This window comes from Rhizobium sp. WSM1328 (assembly GCF_057653715.1).
The window spans coordinates 2,562,069-2,581,033 of record NZ_CM172788.1 but is presented as its reverse complement, the minus strand read 5'-3'; the positions used below and the strand labels follow the sequence as shown (position 1 = coordinate 2,581,033).

At 62.5% G+C, this 18,965-nt stretch carries 20 protein-coding genes; 14 read left to right on the top strand and 6 right to left on the bottom strand.

Features of this window, described 5'->3' with window-relative positions:
* Positions 1-141: 141 nt before the first annotated feature.
* Genes AC2444_RS13135 through AC2444_RS13115 form a run of 5 tightly spaced genes read left to right on the top strand, consistent with a single transcriptional unit; the run spans position 142 to position 4,607 of the window.
* Positions 142-960 (top strand): cytochrome c oxidase subunit II, encoded by an 819-nt coding sequence (locus AC2444_RS13135; protein ID WP_012758047.1) that lies wholly within the window; start codon positions 142-144, stop codon positions 958-960.
* A 54-nt stretch (positions 961-1,014) separates the two neighbouring features.
* Entirely contained in the window at positions 1,015-2,793 is a 1,779-nt protein-coding gene (ctaD, locus tag AC2444_RS13130) for a cytochrome c oxidase subunit I (protein ID WP_012758046.1), read from the top strand.
* Positions 2,790-3,503: a cytochrome c oxidase subunit 3 gene (locus AC2444_RS13125; RefSeq protein ID WP_012758045.1), complete on the top strand. Its 714-nt coding sequence runs from the start codon at positions 2,790-2,792 to the stop codon at positions 3,501-3,503. Before ctaD ends, AC2444_RS13125 begins: the two co-directional genes overlap by 4 nt.
* An 11-nt stretch (positions 3,504-3,514) precedes the next feature.
* Positions 3,515-4,234, top strand: coding sequence for a heme-copper oxidase subunit III family protein (locus tag AC2444_RS13120; protein ID WP_487762895.1), 720 nt, complete (start codon positions 3,515-3,517; stop codon positions 4,232-4,234).
* Positions 4,235-4,241: 7 nt separating this feature from the next.
* Complete coding sequence (locus AC2444_RS13115) at positions 4,242-4,607, top strand: cytochrome C oxidase subunit IV family protein (protein ID WP_012758043.1); 366 nt, start codon at positions 4,242-4,244, stop codon at positions 4,605-4,607.
* Positions 4,608-4,763: 156 nt separating this feature from the next.
* Here the strand turns inward: AC2444_RS13115 and AC2444_RS13110 are convergent, their stop codons facing one another.
* Positions 4,764-5,012, bottom strand: coding sequence for a hypothetical protein (locus AC2444_RS13110; RefSeq protein WP_041935544.1), 249 nt, complete (start codon positions 5,010-5,012; stop codon positions 4,764-4,766).
* Here AC2444_RS13110 and AC2444_RS13105 point away from each other — a divergent pair.
* Complete coding sequence (locus AC2444_RS13105) at positions 5,011-6,531, top strand: FAD-dependent monooxygenase (protein WP_012758042.1); 1,521 nt, start codon at positions 5,011-5,013, stop codon at positions 6,529-6,531. The genes AC2444_RS13110 and AC2444_RS13105 overlap by 2 nt on opposite strands.
* 203 nt (positions 6,532-6,734) lie before the next feature.
* Positions 6,735-7,316 carry a dienelactone hydrolase family protein gene (locus tag AC2444_RS13100; protein ID WP_012758041.1) on the top strand — a complete coding sequence of 194 codons (582 nt, stop codon included), beginning with the start codon at positions 6,735-6,737 and terminating at the stop codon, positions 7,314-7,316.
* Positions 7,317-7,410: 94 nt separating this feature from the next.
* On the opposite strand, the gene AC2444_RS13095 is transcribed toward AC2444_RS13100, so the two are convergent.
* Both AC2444_RS13095 and AC2444_RS13090 read right to left on the bottom strand, forming a co-directional pair.
* The gene (locus AC2444_RS13095) at positions 7,411-7,785 is read right to left on the bottom strand and encodes a VOC family protein (RefSeq protein ID WP_012758040.1); all 375 of its coding nucleotides are present in this window, start codon (positions 7,783-7,785) and stop codon (positions 7,411-7,413) included.
* A gap of 8 nt (positions 7,786-7,793) precedes the next feature.
* On the bottom strand, positions 7,794-7,970 hold the full coding sequence (locus AC2444_RS13090; protein ID WP_012758039.1) for a hypothetical protein: 177 nt from the start codon (positions 7,968-7,970) through the stop codon (positions 7,794-7,796).
* A 266-nt stretch (positions 7,971-8,236) separates the two neighbouring features.
* On the opposite strand from AC2444_RS13090, the gene AC2444_RS13085 reads away from it, so the two are divergent.
* From AC2444_RS13085 to AC2444_RS13060, 6 genes are all read left to right on the top strand, one after another.
* Positions 8,237-9,217, top strand: a complete 981-nt coding sequence (locus tag AC2444_RS13085; protein WP_012758038.1) for an SDR family oxidoreductase — start codon at positions 8,237-8,239, stop codon at positions 9,215-9,217.
* Positions 9,218-9,466: 249 nt separating this feature from the next.
* Entirely contained in the window at positions 9,467-10,540 is a 1,074-nt protein-coding gene (locus AC2444_RS13080; RefSeq protein WP_012758037.1) for a helix-turn-helix domain-containing protein, read from the top strand.
* Positions 10,541-10,818: 278 nt separating this feature from the next.
* Positions 10,819-12,132 carry an efflux RND transporter periplasmic adaptor subunit gene (locus AC2444_RS13075; RefSeq protein ID WP_012758036.1) on the top strand — a complete coding sequence of 438 codons (1,314 nt, stop codon included), beginning with the start codon at positions 10,819-10,821 and terminating at the stop codon, positions 12,130-12,132.
* Positions 12,129-12,833 (top strand): ABC transporter ATP-binding protein, encoded by a 705-nt coding sequence (locus tag AC2444_RS13070; protein ID WP_012758035.1) that lies wholly within the window; start codon positions 12,129-12,131, stop codon positions 12,831-12,833. The genes AC2444_RS13075 and AC2444_RS13070 overlap by 4 nt, the downstream gene beginning before the upstream one ends.
* The gene (locus tag AC2444_RS13065) at positions 12,830-13,969 is read left to right on the top strand and encodes an ABC transporter permease (protein ID WP_012758034.1); all 1,140 of its coding nucleotides are present in this window, start codon (positions 12,830-12,832) and stop codon (positions 13,967-13,969) included. The genes AC2444_RS13070 and AC2444_RS13065 overlap by 4 nt, the downstream gene beginning before the upstream one ends.
* 4 nt (positions 13,970-13,973) lie before the next feature.
* The gene (locus AC2444_RS13060; protein WP_012758033.1) at positions 13,974-15,176 is read left to right on the top strand and encodes an ABC transporter permease; all 1,203 of its coding nucleotides are present in this window, start codon (positions 13,974-13,976) and stop codon (positions 15,174-15,176) included.
* Between the two features lie 97 nt (positions 15,177-15,273).
* Here the strand turns inward: AC2444_RS13060 and AC2444_RS13055 are convergent, their stop codons facing one another.
* The 3 genes from AC2444_RS13055 to AC2444_RS13045 form a co-directional block, all read right to left on the bottom strand.
* Entirely contained in the window at positions 15,274-16,152 is an 879-nt protein-coding gene (locus AC2444_RS13055) for an NmrA family NAD(P)-binding protein (RefSeq protein ID WP_012758032.1), read from the bottom strand.
* Positions 16,153-16,225: 73 nt separating this feature from the next.
* Positions 16,226-16,654 carry a limonene-1,2-epoxide hydrolase family protein gene (locus AC2444_RS13050; RefSeq protein ID WP_012758031.1) on the bottom strand — a complete coding sequence of 143 codons (429 nt, stop codon included), beginning with the start codon at positions 16,652-16,654 and terminating at the stop codon, positions 16,226-16,228.
* Between the two features lie 69 nt (positions 16,655-16,723).
* The gene (locus AC2444_RS13045; RefSeq protein ID WP_012758030.1) at positions 16,724-17,620 is read right to left on the bottom strand and encodes a helix-turn-helix domain-containing protein; all 897 of its coding nucleotides are present in this window, start codon (positions 17,618-17,620) and stop codon (positions 16,724-16,726) included.
* Between the two features lie 328 nt (positions 17,621-17,948).
* On the opposite strand from AC2444_RS13045, the gene AC2444_RS13040 reads away from it, so the two are divergent.
* Entirely contained in the window at positions 17,949-18,920 is a 972-nt protein-coding gene (locus AC2444_RS13040) for a DMT family transporter (protein WP_041935543.1), read from the top strand.
* Positions 18,921-18,965: the final 45 nt, after the last annotated feature.

Here is an 18,965-nt window from a genome sequence, read left to right as displayed (position 1 = left end):
ATACTCCAAATGACGGGCTGCGGCCGGTGGTGCATGCCTAAATTGCCGTAATTGCCGATATTTTCTATCTGTGCGATAATAAACACGGACTTTTTTGCGGAATGCGGTTTCACGGGTCGACCTGCTCGAGGAGGAGCGGACATGGCTGTCGTGCTGATCCTCGTCCTGATTGTCGTCGGCTCCGTGCTGTTCCATGTGCTGAGCCCGTGGTGGTGGACGCCGATCGCGTCCAACTGGACCTATATCGACAGCACCCTCGTCATCACCTTCTGGATCACCGGCGTCGTCTTCGTGGCGGTGGTTTTGTTCATGGCCTACTGCGTGTTCCGCTTCCGGCACAAGCCGGGCAACAAGGCGCATTACGAGCCTGAGAACCGCAGGCTGGAATTGCTGCTGGGAGGGGGAACGGCGGTCGGCGTTGCGGCGATGCTGGCGCCCGGCCTGATCGTCTGGAACCAGTTCATCACGGTGCCTGCCGATGCCGCGTCGGTCGAGGTCGTCAGCCAGCAATGGCTGTGGAGCTTCCGGTTGCCCGGAGCCGACGGAAAGCTCGGCCGCGCTGAGACGCGCGACGTCACCCCCGAAAACCCGCTCGGCCTTGATAAAAACGACGCAAGCGGCCTCGACGACGTCATCATCGAGGGCGGCGAGCTGCATCTGCCGATCGGCAAGCCGGTCCACATATTGCTGCGCTCGGTCGATGTGCTCCACGATTTCTACGTGCCGGAATTCCGCGCCAAGATGGACATGATCCCCGGCATGATCACCTATTTCTGGTTCACGCCGACGCGGACAGGGACCTTCGAGATTCTCTGCGCCGAACTCTGCGGCGTCGGCCATCCGCAAATGCGCGGCACCGTCGTCGTTGACGAGGATGCGGACTACCAGACCTGGCTCGGGCAGCAGCAGACATTCACCCAGTTGACGGCGTCATCGGGAGAGCTACCGCCGGCAAACTGAACCGGCCGGAGGCCGCGTGCCGGTTCAAGGACCGGCGGGAAGGGAAGAGAGATCATGGTCGAGATTCCATCCGACAGCGCAGGCGCCATCCCCTCTGCCGAAGTCGAGGATGTCGAGCTTTATCATCCACACAGCTGGTGGACCAAATATGTGTTCAGCCAGGATGCCAAGATCATCGCCGTGCAATATTCGCTGACGGCGATCGCAATCGGCCTGGTGGCGCTGGTGCTCTCCTGGCTGATGCGGATTCAGCTCGCCTTTCCCGGCTATTTCGCCTTCATCGATGCCGATCACTATTACCAGTTCATCACCATGCACGGCATGATCATGGTGATCTATCTACTGACCGCGCTCTTCCTCGGCGGCTTCGGCAATTACCTCATTCCGCTGATGGTCGGCGCGCGCGATATGGTGTTTCCCTACGCCAACATGCTGAGCTACTGGATCTATCTGCTCGCGGTGCTGATCCTCGCTGCGGGCTTCTTCGCCCCCGGCGGCCCGACGGGGGCGGGCTGGACGCTTTATCCGCCGCAATCGGTTCTGTCAGGCACACCAGGCGGCAAGGACTGGGGCATCCTGCTGATGCTTTCGTCGCTGATCGTCTTCATCATCGGCTTCACCATGGGCGGGCTGAACTATGTGGTGACGGTGCTGCAGGGACGCGCGCGCGGCATGACGCTAATGCGGATGCCGCTTACCGTCTGGGGCATCTTCACCGCGACCGTGATGGCGCTGCTCGCCTTTCCCGCGCTCTTCGTCGCCTGCGTCATGATGATGTTCGACCGCGTGCTCGGCACCAGCTTCTTCATGCCCGCCATCGTCGAAATGGGCACGCAACTCCAGCACGGCGGCGGTAGCCCGATCCTGTTCCAGCACCTGTTCTGGTTTTTCGGGCATCCCGAGGTCTATATCGTAGCACTGCCTGCCTTCGGCATCGTTTCGGATCTGATCAGCACGCATGCGCGCAAGAACATCTTCGGCTACCGGATGATGGTCTGGGCGATCGTCATCATCGGCGCGCTCAGCTTCGTCGTCTGGGCGCACCACATGTATGTCAGCGGCATGAACCCGGCCTTTGGCTTCTTCTTCGCCACCACGACGCTGATCATCGCTGTGCCCACGGCGATCAAGGTCTATAACTGGGTGCTGACGCTGTGGCGCGGCGATATCCACCTGACGCTGCCGATGCTCTTTGCGCTCGCCTTTATCGTCACCTTCGTCAATGGCGGTCTGACCGGCCTCTTCCTCGGCAACGTCGTCGTCGACGTGCCGCTGTCGGATACGATGTTCGTCGTCGCGCATTTCCACATGGTCATGGGTGTGGCGCCGATCCTTGTCATCTTCGGGGCGATCTATCACTGGTATCCGAAGGTGACGGGACGCATGCTCGACGACATGCTCGGCCATATCCACTTCTGGATCACTTTCCTCGGCACCTATGCGATCTTCTTTCCGATGCATTATCTCGGTCTGCTCGGGGTGCCGCGCCGTTACTTCGAGATGGGAGAGACGGCTTTCGTTCCGCCTTCGGCCCACACGCTGAACATTTTCATCACCGTCATGGCGCTTGTTGTCGGAGCCGGGCAGATGGTCTTCCTGTTCAATCTCGTCTGGAGCCTTTTCCGGGGCAGGGAGGCCGGCGGCAATCCGTGGCGGGCAACGACGCTCGAATGGCAGACGCCGCAGACGCCGCCGGCCCACGGTAACTGGGGCAAGGATCTGCCGGTCGTCTACCGCTGGGCCTATGACTACAGCGTGCCGGGGGCGGCTGAGGATTTCATCCCGCAGAATGTGCCGTCAAGCGACGGCGTCACCCGGGAGGTCCACGCATGAACGTCATCCTGGTCTTCCTTGCTGCAATCGGCGCCATCATCATCTGGTGGCTTTCCGGGCAGCGGCTGACCTCGAAGCCCTGGCTGGAAACTGGATCGGTGCAACTGCCGGATCATCACAGCACTGAGCGGCGGCCGATGCCGGCGGTGAAGATCGGCCTCTTCGTGTTTCTCGGCGTCGTTGGCGCGCTCTTCAGCCTTGCCGTCAGCGCCTATTTCATGCGTGCGGCGTCCGCCGACTGGTGGGCGATGCCGGTTCCCCGGCTGCTCTGGGTGAACACCGCGGCACTTGCCTTGAGCAGTGCCTCGCTGCAATGGGCGAAACGAGAAGCGGGGCAGGGCCGCATGGAAAACCTGCGGCCGGCGCTTGCCGCCGCGTTTGTCCTTGCCGTCGCTTTTCTCGTCGGACAGGTCCAGGCATGGCGGGAGCTGGTGGCGGCCGGCTACGTGCTAGTCGACAATCCCGCCAACAGCTTCTTCTACATGCTGACCGGCCTGCACGGGCTGCATATCCTCGGCGGGCTTGCCGTGCTCGCGCACACGACGGTCAGAGCATTTTCAACCGACGTCGCGCCGGAGAGGCTGCGCCTCAGCGTCGATCTTTCCGCCATCTATTCGCATTTCATGCTCGCCGTCTGGCTCTTGCTCTTTGCGCTCTTTGCCGGCTGGGCGAATGATTTCGTCGATCTCTGCCGCACACTACTGAACTAAGGGGTTTGCAGATGGCACAGACTATCGAGACACATGGCGGGGCAGACCTCAGGCCGGCCGGTCTGCGCGGTGTCGCGTCCGATTTCAGCTCCGATCAGCGGGCCTTCAAGACCGCCTCCTGGGGCAAGGCGATGATGTGGATCTTCCTGCTCAGCGACACCTTCGTCTTCGGCTGTTTCCTGATCGCCTATATGACCGCCCGCATGTCGACGCCCGTTCCATGGCCCAATCCGAGCGAGGTCTTCGCGCTCCATATCGGCGGCCAGGACGTGCCGCTGATCCTGATCGCGATTATGACTTTCGTGCTGATCTCGAGCAGCGGCACCATGGCGATGGCGGTCAATTTCGGCTATCGCCGCGACCGCCGCACGACTGCGATCCTGATGCTGCTGACGGCGGTTCTCGGGGCATGTTTCGTCGGCATGCAGGCCTTCGAATGGACGAAGCTGATCACCGAAGGTGTGCGCCCCTGGGAGAACCCGTGGGGGGCGGCACAGTTCGGATCGACCTTCTTCATGATCACAGGCTTTCACGGCACTCACGTGACGATCGGCGTCATCTTCCTCCTCATCGTCGCCCGCAAGGTCTGGCGGGGCGATTTCGATGAGGAACGGCGCGGCTTCTTCACCAGCCGGAAAGGCCGCTACGAAGCCGTCGAGATCATGGGCCTCTACTGGCACTTCGTCAACCTGGTCTGGGTCTTCATCTTCGCGTTTTTTTATCTGTGGTGAGGTCGTCATGAGCGAGACAGCAGCGCACGCACAAACCCAAACGGTGCATGTACAAGCACACACCGGACAGCAGCATCCGCTCCGGCTCTATTTCCTCGTCTGGGGCCTGCTCTTCGTGCTCAGCGCGGCGTCCTACATGGTCGATTATCTCGGCGTCCAGAGCTACTTGAGGTGGACGCTGATCCTCGTGTTCATGATGCTGAAGGCCGGGCTGATCGTTGCCGTCTTCATGCATATGGCCTGGGAACGGCTGGCGCTCGTCTACGCCATCCTGCTGCCGCCGCTGCTGGTGCTGGTTTTCGTGGCGCTGATGGTATCGGAAGCGGACTACACGATCTTCACGCGGCTGGCCTTCTTTGGTGCGGCGCCGTAGGCCAGCGTTCGCCGATGTCTCACACGGCAAATCGGGAGAGCGTCTGCTCTGCCGGGCTGCTGTGATGAAATCGGCCGACTGGCAGATCAGCGCATCTCCCTCACGTCAGACCTGGCATAAGCGGCATTCCCCCGCCGTAAGGGCTTCTCCGTCAGGTCAGACCTTCAGAAGAGCATATCTTCTGTTGCCGATCGATCGCCCGGCGGCTATGTTGCCGATGTCGGAAAAGGCATGACTTGGTGTGGTTGGCCCAAGTCCTTTCGGAAACGAAAGCTCTGTTCCTTGCCTCGTGCATGAGTTCTCCACGACGAACAACGGACGCTGTTCAAGCGTCTCATTGTTCGTCCGCGTGGTTCTCGAAACGACGAACTGCTCCGGTCGAACGACCATAAAGGAGTAGTTCATGCCCGATTTTCTTGTGATTCATGATGTTGTGATTTCAGGTGCAGGCCCGGTCGGTCTGTTTCTGGCCTGCGAGCTGCGGCTGGCCGGCCTCTCGGTGTTGGTGCTGGAGCAGGCCGAAGACCCGCATTCGCCGTTGAAGCGGCTGCCGTTCGGCATGCGCGGCCTTTCCGCGCCGACCATCGAAGCCTTCTATCGTCGCGGGCTGCTGGATGACATCATGGCTCCGCAACGCGAAAAAGATCAATGGACTTCAGCGCATTGGATGCAGCAGCCGCGTCGCCCGGGCGGCCATTTCGCCGGCATTCAGTTCTTTCACGACACCATCGACACCTCGACGTGGCCCTATCGCCTGCCAGGTCCGGCCGGCACCAGCATGGCGGTCGAGATGGAGCATCTCGAATTCGTCCTGGCCGCCCGCGCAAGCGCGATGGGTGTCGAGACCCGGCGCGGGCTCGGTGTCGATGGCTTCGATCAGTCGGGCGGAGGCGTGACCGTTCGCGCGGGTGGCGAGATCTTTCTCGGACGATGGCTCATCGGTTGTGACGGCGGGCGCAGCACCGTGCGCAGGGCAGGCGGGTTTGAATTCGTTGGCACCGATCCCGAGTTCACCGGCTATTCCGTTCAAGTCGAGATGGCCGATCCGGAGAAGCTCGTCCCAGGCCGCCATTACACGCCGACAGGCATGTATACCTACCAAAAGCCCGGCACCATCGCGATGGTCGATTTCGATGGGGGCGCGTTTCACCGAACGCAACCGATCACGCCCGAGCATGTGCAATCGGTGTTGCGGCATATTTCCGGCGCCGATGTCACGGTGACGGGCCTTGAGCTTGCCACCACCTGGACGGATCGCGCCTACCAGGCGACGGCTTACCGCAAGGGCAGGGTGCTGCTTGCGGGTGACGCTGCGCACATCCATTCCCCGTTGGGCGGCCAGGGCCTGAACCTCGGGCTCGGCGACGCGATGAATCTTGGATGGAAGCTTGCAGCGACGATCCGCGGCGATGCGCCGGAGGGCCTGCTCGACAGCTATTTCTGCGAACGGCATCCAGTGGGAGCGCAGATTCTCGACTGGTCGCGCGCCCAGGTCGCACTGATGCGGCCGAGCCGGAGTTCGCGCGCGCTCGAAGCCATCATCCGCGACCTGATCGACACGCGTGACGGCGCGACATACTTTGCCGAGCGCGTCTGGGGTGTTTCTCTCTGCTACGATCTTGGCGGCAGTCACCCGCTGGTCGGCCGCAGCGCTCCTGATTTCGAGCTGGCCGACGGCACGAAGCTCGGTGATCACTTCAGGCAGGGCAAAGGCCTGCTTTTGGACTTTGACGCCGGTGCACCGCTGCAAGCGCTGGCAAGCCGCTGGAATGTGATCACCTATGTCGCCAGTGACGCCAGGGATCGGCTGGGGTTGAGCGCGCTGCTCGTGCGCCCCGACGGCTTCGTGGCGTGGGCTGGTGAGGCTGTGCCTGACAATGAGGAAGCCGCGCAGGCCGCATCGCGGTGGTTCGGCAAAGCCTGAAACTATGAATGGAGCAATCGATGTACAGCTCTCGGAGAGGTTCTTCAACCTTATCAGTCCGGTAGAGCGTCAGGAGGTTTCCCGCCTATCGGTTTCCGGCGGGTTTTCAGATGTTGTTTCGGCAACGTGTCCGCACTCTTTCCGGCGAGGCGGCGACGCTGTAGAGTGGCGATGCGCCCGACCGTCCCGCCCGGAGGCTCCTTATGGCTGAGATCCTGTTGTTCCATCACGCACAGGGGCTGACCCCGGGTGTGCGTGCGTTTGCCGACGATATCAGGGCAGCCGGTCACATCGTGCACACGCCCGATCTGTTTGACGGGCGCACATTCCCAAGCATCGAAGCGGGGATCGCCTATATCGGCGAGATCGGATTCGACGCCGTGCGGGAGCGCGGCGTGCGCCTCGCCGACGACTTGCCTGCCGGGCTCTTCTATGCCGGGTTCTCGTTCGGTGTGCTGCCGGCGCAGAAGCTGGCGCAGACGCGTCCCGGCGCCCGCGGGGCTCTGCTCTTCTATTCCTGCCTGCCGATCAGCGGCGAATGGGCCTTCGGACCCTGGCCGGCCGGCGTCGCGGTGCAGATCCACGGCATGGACAACGACCCGATCTTCGTCGGCGAGGGCGATATCGATGCCGCCCGCGAGATCGTGGAGAAGGTCGAGGACGCGGAGCTTTTCCTGTACCCAGGCGATCAGCATTACTTCGCCGACAGCTCACTGCCCTCCTATGATGCGGATGCGACCGCGCTGCTCACCCTCCGCGTGATCGAGTTCCTGAATCGCGTCTGATCCAGACATTCCGCGGGAGATCCGGTTGGTTCTGGTTAGCAGTCCGGAGATGGGTGCCGTTCATCCTGTAGCGCGCCTTTCGGCCCGGATCGGACTATTCGGACGCCACGCAGAAATTGTTGCCTTCGGGATCATTCAAGACCGTGTAGCCATCCGCTTCGCGGACGAAGCTCGCTCCCAGGGATAGAAGCCGTTCTACCTCCCTGGTCCGATCGGGGGTGGCAATATCGAGATGAAGCCGGTTGCGGGCCGGACGCTCCCCCTGGCGAAGGTGGAAGCAAATGCGGGTTCCGGGACCTTCGACCATCACGGTCGGGTCAGTCTCGGGTGTCAATCCGACCGCGGCAAGGCGGGCCAGTTCTTCGTCGTCATATGGCATCACGTCGTAACCATCGAGCGCTTCCGCCCAGAACCGGGCGACACGCGAGGGGATGTCGCAATCGATGACGATTTCTTTCAGCCTTGCCATGGAACCCTTCAAGAATTGTTGGGCCGGCGACAGCAAACGCGTTCGACGAGAGCGCCACCGACGGCCGGCAGCAATGCGAAAAGCACGAGCTGCGGTGTCTCCGTCAGCTCCAACAGGCCAGACATGAGGAAGGCGACCAATAATCCTGCCAGCACCCCGGCTGCATAGGGCAGATAATCCTTCAAGAAAGCCTCCGTCTTGTGCTGATCTCAAACAGAAGGGGCATTATTGGCTTGAGATAGAGATCTTTGCGGTATCGGCAATGGCTGGTTGCGGCCGAACCTCACGTCGTCCGATCCGGCTTATGCGGAATGCCACCGCGTTGGTTTACGGGACAGGTCGACCCAAACGACGTGAGCCGGTGCACGTGTTTTGCAGGAGACGACCGATTTCTTTCGCGCTATGAAGACTGACCGCATATCCCGCCACATCCGACACCGAGGTCCTTCCCATGGCTTTGAAAATCCTTTTCGTTGGCGGTACCGGCCAGATTTCCTATCCGTGCGTCGAACGCGCCGTGGTTCAGGGCCACGATGTCAGCGTCTATAACCGCAGCTTGAGAGGCGACCCATTGCCTGCGGGGGTTACCTCGATCGTCGGCGATCTCGCGGCGCCCACCTATGCGGACTTGGCCAAGGCCAATTATGACGTCGTGTGCCAGTTCATTGCCTTTACGCCCGATCAAGTCGCGCGTGACATCAATGTGTTTGCCGGGCACTGCGGCCAGTACATCTTCATCTCTTCGGCTTCGGTCTATGAAAAGCCGCCGCGCCATTATGTGATTACCGAGCAGACACCGGCGATCAACCCCTACTGGCGCTATAGCCAGGACAAGATTGCCTGCGAGACGCTGCTCAAGAATTCCGAGAATCTCGCCTGGACCATCGTTCGTCCCAGTCACACCGTTCGCACGGGCCTGCCCATCATGATGGGCGACAGCGATGTCATGGCGAGACGCATGCTGGATGGCGAGCCCACCATCGTGGCGGGCGATGGCCACACGCCCTGGACACTGACCCGCTCGGTTGATTTCGCGGTGCCCTTTGTCGGGCTTTTCGGCAAGCCGGCGGCGTTGAACGAGATCTTCCACATCACCTCCGACCGCGCCCATATCTGGAACGATATTCAAACGACGATCGCCAGATTGCTTGATGTCGAGGCCAGGATCGTGCACGTGCCGACGGACACGCTGGTCCGGTACAATCCGGAGTGGGTTGGCCCGCTGCGTGGCGACAAGGCATGGTCGGCGATCTTTGACAATTCAAAGGTCAAAAGCGTTGCGGGCGACTTCACCTGCGCCGAGAGCCTTGATGAAATTCTGGCGGAGCCGATCATGCATCTCAAGCAGCGCCTGGCCAAGAACCGTCCGCCAAAGGGCGATCTCGATGCTTTGGTCGATCGGATCTGCGCAGCACAAAGCGATCTCGGGTAGGCGGGGCCCTCGAAGAGCGCGTGCATGGTATTTTATGATCCGCGCTCGCCTGTCGGCGCGCGCCACTGCGGAATGCCAACCGGCGCACGGTTCGCCACAATGATCGCCGCCACTTGTCCTCGACGCAGAATCTGCAGGGCGGCCCCGGACCGTCGGACGAGGGATGGCCCGGCATATCGCTCACAAAAAAATCCCAGCCTAACGCGTCCTAAAACATGATGGAGGTCGCGCCGGGTGAGGATCTCGGCAATGATGGCCATCCATTCGCCACTCCGATCCTATCAGGCCATGCTGTTCATTCCGCTTCCCTTCGTCGTTGCCCTTCTGCTGCTCATCCTCTTCGTCACCGTCCTCAGGCGCGACGAGGAGGCGCAGCCCAACCTGCCGTTTCTGGCATTGATCCTGCTTGCCGTGCTGCAATCCGTCCTCTCCGGCCTGCGCTGGGGCTACGGAGTGCAGGCGGTAGGCGTGATCGCGCCGGTCACCGCGGCGATGGTGCCGCCGCTTGCCTATGCCGGGGTTTCCAGGCTGGTAAGGACGAGCCGGCGGCCGCTGGCGGCGCGGATTGCGCTGCATGCCGTGCCCACGGCCGTCATCCTCTTATTGATGGTGGTCTGGCGGGATGTGATTGATATCGCGCTGGTGCTTGTCTTCGTCGGTTATGCCCTGGCGATCCTGCTTCTGATGCGGCCGGGCGCGGATGCGCTTCGGCTTGCGCCCTTCGAGGGAGCGGTGCCGGCCTATCGGGCCATCATCTTCGCGGCGGCGGCGCTATGCCTGTCGGCCTCGGTCGATATCTTCGTCTTTTTCGATTTCACATGGGCGCATGGCGAGCATGCGCTGACGCTGATCAGCGTCAGCAATCTCGCGGTTCTCGTCATCCTCGGCATTGCGGCAGCCGCCGCCAGCCGAAGCCGGGCGCCGGCCGAGACGATGGAGGCGGTGCTGAAGTTCGAAACGACCGAGGACAAAGAGACGATCGCCACCGTCGATGCGCTGATGGAGGCAAGGAAACTCTATCGCGACGCCAATCTCAATCTCGACCGGCTGGCCCGCAAGGCCGGCATTCCCGCCCGCCAGATCTCGACGGCGATCAACCGGGCGATGGACAAGAACGTCTCGCAATATGTCAATGACCACAGGATCGGCGAGGCCTGCCGGCTGCTTGCCGCTACCCAGAAATCGGTGACCGAGGTGATGTTCGAGGTCGGCTTCCAGACCAAGTCCAACTTCAACCGCGAATTCCGCCGCGTGACCGACATGACGCCGCTTGCCTGGCGGGAGAGGAAGGGCGGGGCGGGGGGCTCTCCGGCCTCGTCCTGAGGTGCGTCCTCTCAGCTCCCACCTCCGCAATCACCCGCCCTCGTGGTTCGAGACGGCCCCCCGGGCCTCCTCACCATGAGGGCTAATCGCAGGTGTCTTTCCGCGCTGAGTGATTGGTGTATCTCAGATCGTGAGAGGAGGCCTCCAGGCTCATCCTGAGGTGCCCCCGCAGGGGCCTCGAAGGATGGGCTGGCCACCGCGTCGCTCTAACAATGCGCCACTCGCCCTCGTGGTTCGAGACGGCCCTTCGGGCTTCCTCACCACGAGGGCTGACCGGTGTGCCTAGCCGCGCCACGTACACAATCGCGATCGAGGACTGTCAGAAACGTGTTCGAGGTCGCGGTTTTGCCGCTGTTGGTCATTGTGGCGGCATGAACACGACATCAGAACATGACCGAGACCTTGCCGCCAAGCTGAGATCACTTTCGATCAGGCTCGCGGCTTTCAAGACAGAGCCGCCGGAGCCTCGTGCCCGACGGTGGGTGATCCCTGGAGCAATGCTGGCCCTTGCCACGACGGCATCGCTGGCGGTGGTTCTTTTCTATCGGCCCGATACGCTGGAGCGCATCGAGACTGTGCTTGCGGGTTTCATAGGCAAGGACGAGGCCGCAATATCCGTCGATGGAACAGACGTGCCCGCCGCCGATCCGATCCGGGCTCTGCCCTCCAATGACCCAGCGGACAGGGCATGGCCGCCCCGGGAAGTCACCGGCTCCGGCTACGTCGTGGCATCCGACATCGCCACCGTCTTCTCCAAATATGAGGGGCGGATCGTCACTGTTGAAGTCGAGGCCGGCGACCGGGTGGCGGTGGGGCAGGTTCTGGTGCGGCTCGATGATGCAGGTGCGCGCTTTGCGCTTGAGGGCGCCGAGATTGCCAGGCGGTCGGCGGAGCTAGCGCTGGCGGCGAAGAGTATTGATCTCTCGCAGGCGCGGTCTTCGCTCACGCGGATCGAGCGGCTGGCCGGGCGCGATGCGATGTCGGCGCAGACACTGGAGGAGGCGAAGACGGCGTTCGACACTGCCGAGAATGCCGCCCTGCAGGCACGGCAGGACGTGGCCAAGGCCGATCTCGATATCGACAGGGCGCGCGAGCAGGTGGAGGCGCTGACCGTCCGGGCGCCGATATCAGGCACAGTTACGCGGCTTACCGCGCATGTCGGCGACACCGTGCTGTCGCGCGAGGACAGCGTGCGGGAGAATGAAAGCCTGCTTGCGATTGCCGACATGGCAAACATGGTCATCGATGCCGATGTGGCGGAGGCGAATATCGCGTTGATGCGGCCAGGCTTGCGTGGTGAGGCTGCGCTCGACGGCTTTCCCGACCTGCCCTTTGCGGTGGAAGTATCGAAGATCGCTCCGGTGATTTCGCGCGAGAAGGGGACGGTGACGCTTCGCCTGTCGCTCTCCTCGCCGCCGCCAGACATGCGCCCCGCCATGGCCGCGCGCATCCGCCTTGTGGTGGGTGAGGCCGCAACCTCTGTTCCCACAGCCTCTAATCCCCCGGGCACCGGCGCACACACGGGCGGACCTACGACCTTTCGGCCGCAGGCCGGGGATACCAGAGACCAGAAGCAAGGAGCAGAGCGATGACCGACACTCAAGAACCTTATATCGCGCTTCGCGGCGTCAGGAAGGCATTCAGGATCGGCGCGGAGACGATCCCGATCTTTTCCGGGCTCGACCTTTCCATAGCACGCGGCGATTTCGTCGCCGTCATGGGGCCGTCGGGCTCGGGGAAATCGACACTGCTCAATATGCTCGGCGGTATCGACAGCCCCGACGGAGGGGAGATCAGGATCGGCCGCAGCCATCTCGAGCAGATGGGCGAGGGCGCCAGAGCCGCATGGCGGGCACACAGCATGGGCATCGTCTTCCAGTTCTACAATCTGCTGCCGATGCTGAATGCGGGCGAGAATATCGAGCTGCCGCTGCTGTTGAAACCGCTCAAGCGCAAGGAGCGGCGGGCGCGCGTCGAAACCGTGATGGATCTGGTCGGGCTCTCCGGGCGGCAGCGGCAGTTTCCATCCAGCATGTCCGGCGGGCAGCTGCAGCGTGTCGGCATCGCCCGCGCCATCGTCAGCGATCCTGATCTGCTTCTCTGCGACGAGCCGACCGGGGATCTGGATCGGAAATCGGCGAATGATATCCTGGAGATGCTCGGCTTTCTTAATCGAGAACTGCGGAAGACCATCATTATGGTGACGCATGATCCCGAGGCGGCTTCCTTTGCCCGGCGCACGCTGCATCTCAATAAGGGCGAATTCGTTGAGCAGGAAAGGTTGGCCCAATGACCTTCTTCCAGCTGATGCGCCGCAATGCTTGGCGCAAGCCGCTCAGGGCCACGCTTCTGATGTTCTCGGTCGGCGTCGCCTTCCTGATCTATGGGCTGACGGCGAGCTTTCTCAGCGGCTCGCAAGGGGCGGCCGGGGCGAGCGATACGCTGCTCGGCGTCTTCAACAGATCGGGGCGGGCGCAGCCGCTGCCGCTTGGCTATCTCAACAGGATCGCCGCCGATAGCGATGTCGCCGCCGTCGCCTACATGACGCGCATGCGGGGCTTCGTCGATGTCGAGAAGAATGTCGTGATGACGAGCGCGGTCGATCCACGATTGATCGCCGCGGCCAATGGCGACGAGCTCAGGCTGACGCCGCAGCTGATATCAGCGCTGGAAGAGGGCCGTGACCGGGTGCTGGTCGGCCGGGCGCTGGCGGAGGCGCAGGGCTGGTCGGTCGGCCAGCGCATCGGCGTCACCAGCCACCTGACAAGGGAAGACGGCAGCCGCAACTGGAGTTTTGAGATCTCCGGCATCTTCGAGGGGGCCGACGCCAGCACCGACACCTATTTCATGATCGCCCGCTATGATGCCGTCAATGCGGCGCGCGCCCGCGGCAAGGATACAGTCGATGGCTTCGTGGTGCGACCGCGATCGGGCGTTTCATCTGCCGTGCTGGCGGCAAGAATCGACGCGCTGTTTGCCAATTCGGCGGCACCGACGCGCACTCAATCAGAAAAGCAGTTCCTCGAGGCTTTCTTGCGGCAGTTCGCCGATATCGGCCTGATCGTCAGCCTCGTCGTCGGCGCCGCCTTCGTGACGATCCTGATGATCGTGGTCAACACCATGCTCTTTGCCGTGAGGGAGCGCAGCTTCGAGATCGGCGTCATGAAGGTGCTCGGCTTTTCCAGGGGGCGGATCATTGCGTTGATCCTCGGCGAGACACTGTTCGTCTTCGCCGTCGGCGGGGCGGGTGGGCTCGTTCTCGCCAAGCTCGCGACGCTGTTTGCCGGGCCGGAATTCGGCCTCGCCTTCACCTCGTCCGTGCTGCTGAAATCCGTCGCCATCATCGCCGGTCTCGGCCTCCTGACTGGATTGCTGCCTGCCGCCAATGCCATGCGCCTGCCCATCGTCAACGCTTTCAGAACGAGATAGTCGAATGTCATTAACGCTCAAGCAGATCTTTCTCATGATCAGAGTCAATCTCGGCAGCCTGCCGCGGCGGCTGTGGATCTCGCTGTCGATGGTACTCTCGGTGGCGCTCGTGGTGGCGGTGCTTGCGGGTTTTCTCGCCATGGCCAGGGGCTTTGAGGCAGCCCTTCAAGGCGCGGGTTCGACCGGCATCGCCGTCATTCTCGGCGGCGGCACCAACCAGGAGACCGGCTCGGATGTGCCGGCCGAAGCGATCCGCAGCCTGACCGCCGCAACCGGCGGGATCGGCGTGGCGCGGAATGCCGCGGGCGGCCTGGCGCTGTCGCGCGAGATCGTCGTTGCCGTCGATGTCACTAGGGCAAGCGACGGCGCCGATCAGACGCTGTCGCTGCGGGGCATGGATCTGGCCGGCCCCGGCTTGCGCGACCGCGCCACGCTGTCGGCGGGCAGGCTGTTTTCACCAGGCGCCCGCGATATCGTCGTCGGCGCCCGCATCGCCGATGAATTCTCCGGCTTCGCCGTCGGCGACAAGGTGCGACTCGGCGCGGTCGACTGGACGGTCGTCGGGCATTTCACGTCAGGCGGCAGCGCCTTCGAATCCGAGATCTGGGCGGATCTGGAGGCGGTGCAATCGGCCTTCGATCGGCAGGGGCAGGTGCAGAGCCTGCGCGTGCGGCTTGCGGGGGCAGGCGGGTTGCCTGTGTTGCAGGAGCATCTCTCCGTATTTCCCGGTGCGCCGCTCACCGCCGTCTCCGAGGCCGATCTTTATGCCGCGCAATCTGAGCGTACCGCGAGCCTCATCCGCCTGTTCGGCTGGCCGCTGGCGCTGTTGATGGCGGTCGGCGCCACCGCTGGCGCGCTGAACACGATGATGAGTTCGGTCTCCGACCGCACGGTCGAAATCGCCACGCTGCGCCTGCTCGGCTTCGGCCGCCTGCCGGCCTTCACTGCCACCTGGGTCGAGGCCGTGCTTCTCTCAGTCGCAGGCGTCGCCCTCGGCATCCTCGCCTCATGGCTCGCCTTCAACGGCTGGCAGGCCAGTACGATGGGCGCTGACAATACCAAGATGGCCTTCCAGCTCGACGTCAGCGCCGACGTCGCGCTCACCGCCGGACTGCTGGGACTTGCCATCGGCATAATCGGCGGCGCGTTGCCGGCACTTGCGGCGACACGGCTGTCGCTGACCTCGGCTTTGCGGGCGAGAGGGTAGAGGCTTGCTGCTTAAACCTGCCTGGCGGGTGAAATCATCACTGCGAACAGCGGATTGCTCTTGCAGTCCGCTCGACTGCAAGAGCCAGGTTTCGACGTCACTGCGGCGGAAGAAGCGGCCGGAGCGCGTCGATCAGTTCGGTCGCGCCATGGCGAACTTCGCCTGTCTGTGGTTCGATGTCGATCAGCCCGCCTTTGTTGTGAGCGTCGTAGAGGTTGATCAGCAGTTCGGTGGCGCTCGGACTCAAGGCGCGCTCAAAGCTCTCCTTCCATTGCGAGCGGGGCACGGCCTGTGCTTCAACTGTTCGGCCAAGCAGCTGGCTCAGCGCCGCCGCCACATCATTGGCGCTGTACCGGCGCGGTCCTTCGGCATGAACAACCTGCGGGTTTTCCTCGGTGGCGGGCTGCAGCAGCAAGCCCGCGGCAATCAAGCCGAGGTCTGCCGCCGAAATCGTTGGGAACTTCATGTCGACCGGGTCGTGAAAGCTCGGCAGGGTAGCTGACGCAATGGCGACCGGAATGACGAGGCCCCATCCTTCCATATGTTCGGCCGATCGCAGGAAGATCTTGTGGGCATCGAGTTGGCGAAGCCGCTCCTCGAACACCCGGAACATAGTGGGCATTCCGACGTCTTCGGCGATATGAGCGCCGTAGTCGGAAATTGCCAGCACTCGTTTCGGGCGCGCTTGCCCGAGCGCCTCGGCAAGGCCTTCGATCGATTGCCGCATTTCGCCGACCGCGTCCTCGGCCCGTAGCGGGGGTGGGAGGATGACCTGGACGGCATCCGCACCGGCAATCGACCTGGCGAGCGCTGCAGGATCCCGCAGGTCGGCGAGCGCAATCTCGCAGCCGATTTCGCTGAGCGGCGCTGCCTTTGCCTCGTCGCGCAGAATCGCTCTGACCGGCAGGCCCGCCTTGCGCAGTGCCAATGATGTTGAATAGCCCACCTTTCCGGCGGCTCCGACAATTGCAAACATATTTGATGTCCTGGTTATGGTGAGAAACGACCAAGGGGTCGACGGTCGTTCGGCATGATTTGAGCGCCGTGGCCTAATCAGGCTGCGCCCCTAAAGCTGCAGCAAAGCCGGCGGTGTCGAAGTAATCGCGCCAACGTGCGATCTTTTTGCCCTCGATCTCCAAGACCCCGAGCGCCCGGACCGTAAGAATGATCGAGCCGTCCGGCCGGCAGAAATGATCGAGCCGTTCGGCATAGACCCGATCGCCGGCGCCGGAAAGGACGAGATCCTCGACCCGCAAATGGTCGAATTTTACCGGAAACGCGCGCGCGAAATTCCGGGCTTCGACAGGCCCGACTGTGGTGGCGACGCCGACATTCTCCCAGACGGTCGCCTCGGTGAAGTATGCGTCGAACGAATTCCAGAAACCGTCCGGCGTCGCCACGGTCGCGTCGAAGAATTCCTTGACGAGCTGGACGGGCTGCGATGTCCCGGATTCGGTGTGTGCAAGACTTGATGACATTCCCTGAACTCCTTTCCCTGCTGAAGACGGGCAAGGAGTAGGGAGCCGTTCGCAATCCGTCGCACAGATTCAGGCGGTTCTTTGCAATTTCGGTCGGATTTCGCTTGCCTGGCGAGCGATCTCGCCCGGCGTCTGGCCGAGGATACGGCGCATCGTCGAGGCCATATGGCTCTGATGGGCAAAACCGGCGGCAAGAGCGACCTCGCTTGCCGGCATCGTCGTCGTGGCGATCAGCGCGCGTGCATATTCAATGCGGCGACGGATCACATATTGATGCACTGGCGTTCCGGTGCTGTTTCGAAACAGTGTTTTGAGACGAGTCATGCTGACACCTGCGACCGTCGCCAGATCGGCAAGATGAAGTTTCCGATCAAGGTTCGTCTCGATAAAATCGGTCAGCATTCGCAGCTGGCGCGTCGACATTTTTGCTGCGCCGGAGCGTTCCGAGTGCTGCCGGCCGCCATCGGCGGTTTCAATCAGCCGGACCGCCAATGCGTTCGCGAGATGATCGATGTAGAGCGGATCAGATGGCGTATCGGCCTCGAGATCCGCCCTTATGGCCCAACCGATCGCTTCGATGCGGGCGTCGCGAAGTTGAAGCCGGGGGATCAGATCGACCATGGCGGCATCTCTTCCAAGATCCTCGGCAACCTGGTCCAGGAGCGATGGGCGAAGGCTCAACCGCAGAATCTGGCAGTCCGCATCGTCCTCCCAGGAGCCGTCCATTCCCGCTGGAACGAAATCGATGTCGCCATGCCTCTGCAAGCGCCGCATCCGTTTGCCGCCACAGGAGCAATCCGCCCTGACGGGAGGGCCGACGTGGATCCCCAGACTGTGCAGTTCACCGTCCCGAACGCGTGACAGCCCACGCGGGACACGCAGGAGAGCGGCATCGAGCCCGCTCCACGCTCTTCCGGCGCTTGAAAGGAGAATGTCAGGCGAAGGCTGCAGGGAGAGGAGTGTCATATCCGGATGTGCTCAAGCCTCAACGTTTTGAACAATGCTATCCCTCAATCGTCGTCGCAGCAACGCATCAACTGAGCGGTGGCTTTACCTAGATGCCTGCTTCTGGCGCGAAGCCGACGCCGCCCTGACCGCCGGCCTGCTCGGCCTCGCCATCCTCGGCGGTGTCCTGCCGGCGCTTGCCGCGACACGGCAACCGCGCTTGTCCTTGCACGGCGGTGGCGAGGACTCCGGACCAAGGTGAACGGCATCCAGGGGGTGTTGTACTCACAACAGGCGGAGCGCCGCCGCCCATCTGTGCAGCCCACGGAAATTGTGGCATAACTGAGCCATGGCAATGAATGTCTTGGCGGTCCATCGCGACACGGTCGGGACGGAACAGGCGGCAGGCAATTCGCTTGCCGCCGCCTATTCCGTGGGCGTTCTCTGTTGGCTGCTGTCGGCCGGCGTCTATATCGCGGCGAAATGGGTTTCTACCGAGATGCCGCCCTGGGCGCTCTGCTTCTGGCGCGTGCTGATCGCCTTCGCGATCCTGATGCCGATCGTGCGCCGGCATTTTGGCGACATGGTCGCGCTGGTGCGGGCTCGCGCCCTCGAACTGCTTCTCATTGGCGGTGTGGGACTGGCGATCTGCCAGGGCATGATTTTTGTCGGTCTCGAACATGCCGATGCCACCACTGCCGGCATCATCATCGCTCTGATCCCGATCATCACCATGATCCTTGCCCGTTTAATGCTGGCCGAGCCGATGGGACGCTGGCAGGTGATCGGATCGATCCTGGCCTTTCTCGGGATCGTGGTCATCATCATCAAGGGCAGTCCGGCCGCGCTGATGCGGCTCGACTTCAACCCGGGTGAACTGTGGATCGTCGCCGGCGCGTTCTGTTTCAGCCTCTATACCGTCCTGCTCCGCCGCGCGAAATTCGACATGAATCGCCTTGCGCTCCTGGTGCTGCTGCTCGGCGCGGCGGTGCTGACGGCGCTGCCCTTCTACCTCTTCGAGCTATTCTCAGACGAGCGCTCGACGCTCAACGGCAGCGGGCTCATCTCGCTCGCCTATGTCGCGATCCCCGGCGGGGCGGTCATGTACTACCTCTTCAATCGCAGCATCGAGGCACTGGGGGCGGCTCGGGCGGGTGTCCTCCTCTACATTCAGACCATCTTCATCGCCGTGCTCGCCTATCTGATCCTCGGCGAGCAGTTGCAACGCTATCACCTCGAAGGCGCGGCACTCATCATTGCCGGCTTGCTTCTCATCATCCTGCTGAAGCCGAAGATCAAGGCCGAAGCGGCTACTGCATAATTCCTTAAATCGGGATCGATTTAAGGATAAAATTATGCAGCAATT

Excerpts from the sequence above, each read along its gene's own strand:
- AC2444_RS13105 (WP_012758042.1), top strand. The coding sequence starts at position 5,011 with ATGCCCGATTTTCTTGTGATTCATGATGTTGTGATTTCAGGTGCAGGC.
- AC2444_RS13050 (WP_012758031.1), bottom strand. The coding sequence starts at position 16,654 with ATGTCATCAAGTCTTGCACACACCGAATCCGGGACATCGCAGCCCGTC.
- AC2444_RS13055 (WP_012758032.1), bottom strand. The coding sequence starts at position 16,152 with ATGTTTGCAATTGTCGGAGCCGCCGGAAAGGTGGGCTATTCAACATCA.
- AC2444_RS13110 (WP_041935544.1), bottom strand. The coding sequence starts at position 5,012 with ATGAACTACTCCTTTATGGTCGTTCGACCGGAGCAGTTCGTCGTTTCG.
- AC2444_RS13095 (WP_012758040.1), bottom strand. The coding sequence starts at position 7,785 with ATGGCAAGGCTGAAAGAAATCGTCATCGATTGCGACATCCCCTCGCGT.
- AC2444_RS13065 (WP_012758034.1), top strand. The coding sequence starts at position 12,830 with ATGACCTTCTTCCAGCTGATGCGCCGCAATGCTTGGCGCAAGCCGCTC.
- AC2444_RS13070 (WP_012758035.1), top strand. The coding sequence starts at position 12,129 with ATGACCGACACTCAAGAACCTTATATCGCGCTTCGCGGCGTCAGGAAG.
- AC2444_RS13125 (WP_012758045.1), top strand. The coding sequence starts at position 2,790 with ATGAACGTCATCCTGGTCTTCCTTGCTGCAATCGGCGCCATCATCATC.
- AC2444_RS13060 (WP_012758033.1), top strand. The coding sequence starts at position 13,974 with ATGTCATTAACGCTCAAGCAGATCTTTCTCATGATCAGAGTCAATCTC.
- AC2444_RS13100 (WP_012758041.1), top strand. The coding sequence starts at position 6,735 with ATGGCTGAGATCCTGTTGTTCCATCACGCACAGGGGCTGACCCCGGGT.
- AC2444_RS13120 (WP_487762895.1), top strand. The coding sequence starts at position 3,515 with ATGGCACAGACTATCGAGACACATGGCGGGGCAGACCTCAGGCCGGCC.
- AC2444_RS13085 (WP_012758038.1), top strand. The coding sequence starts at position 8,237 with ATGGCTTTGAAAATCCTTTTCGTTGGCGGTACCGGCCAGATTTCCTAT.
- AC2444_RS13115 (WP_012758043.1), top strand. The coding sequence starts at position 4,242 with ATGAGCGAGACAGCAGCGCACGCACAAACCCAAACGGTGCATGTACAA.
- AC2444_RS13045 (WP_012758030.1), bottom strand. The coding sequence starts at position 17,620 with ATGACACTCCTCTCCCTGCAGCCTTCGCCTGACATTCTCCTTTCAAGC.
- AC2444_RS13040 (WP_041935543.1), top strand. The coding sequence starts at position 17,949 with ATGGCAATGAATGTCTTGGCGGTCCATCGCGACACGGTCGGGACGGAA.
- AC2444_RS13080 (WP_012758037.1), top strand. The coding sequence starts at position 9,467 with ATGATGGCCATCCATTCGCCACTCCGATCCTATCAGGCCATGCTGTTC.
- ctaD (WP_012758046.1), top strand. The coding sequence starts at position 1,015 with ATGGTCGAGATTCCATCCGACAGCGCAGGCGCCATCCCCTCTGCCGAA.
- AC2444_RS13135 (WP_012758047.1), top strand. The coding sequence starts at position 142 with ATGGCTGTCGTGCTGATCCTCGTCCTGATTGTCGTCGGCTCCGTGCTG.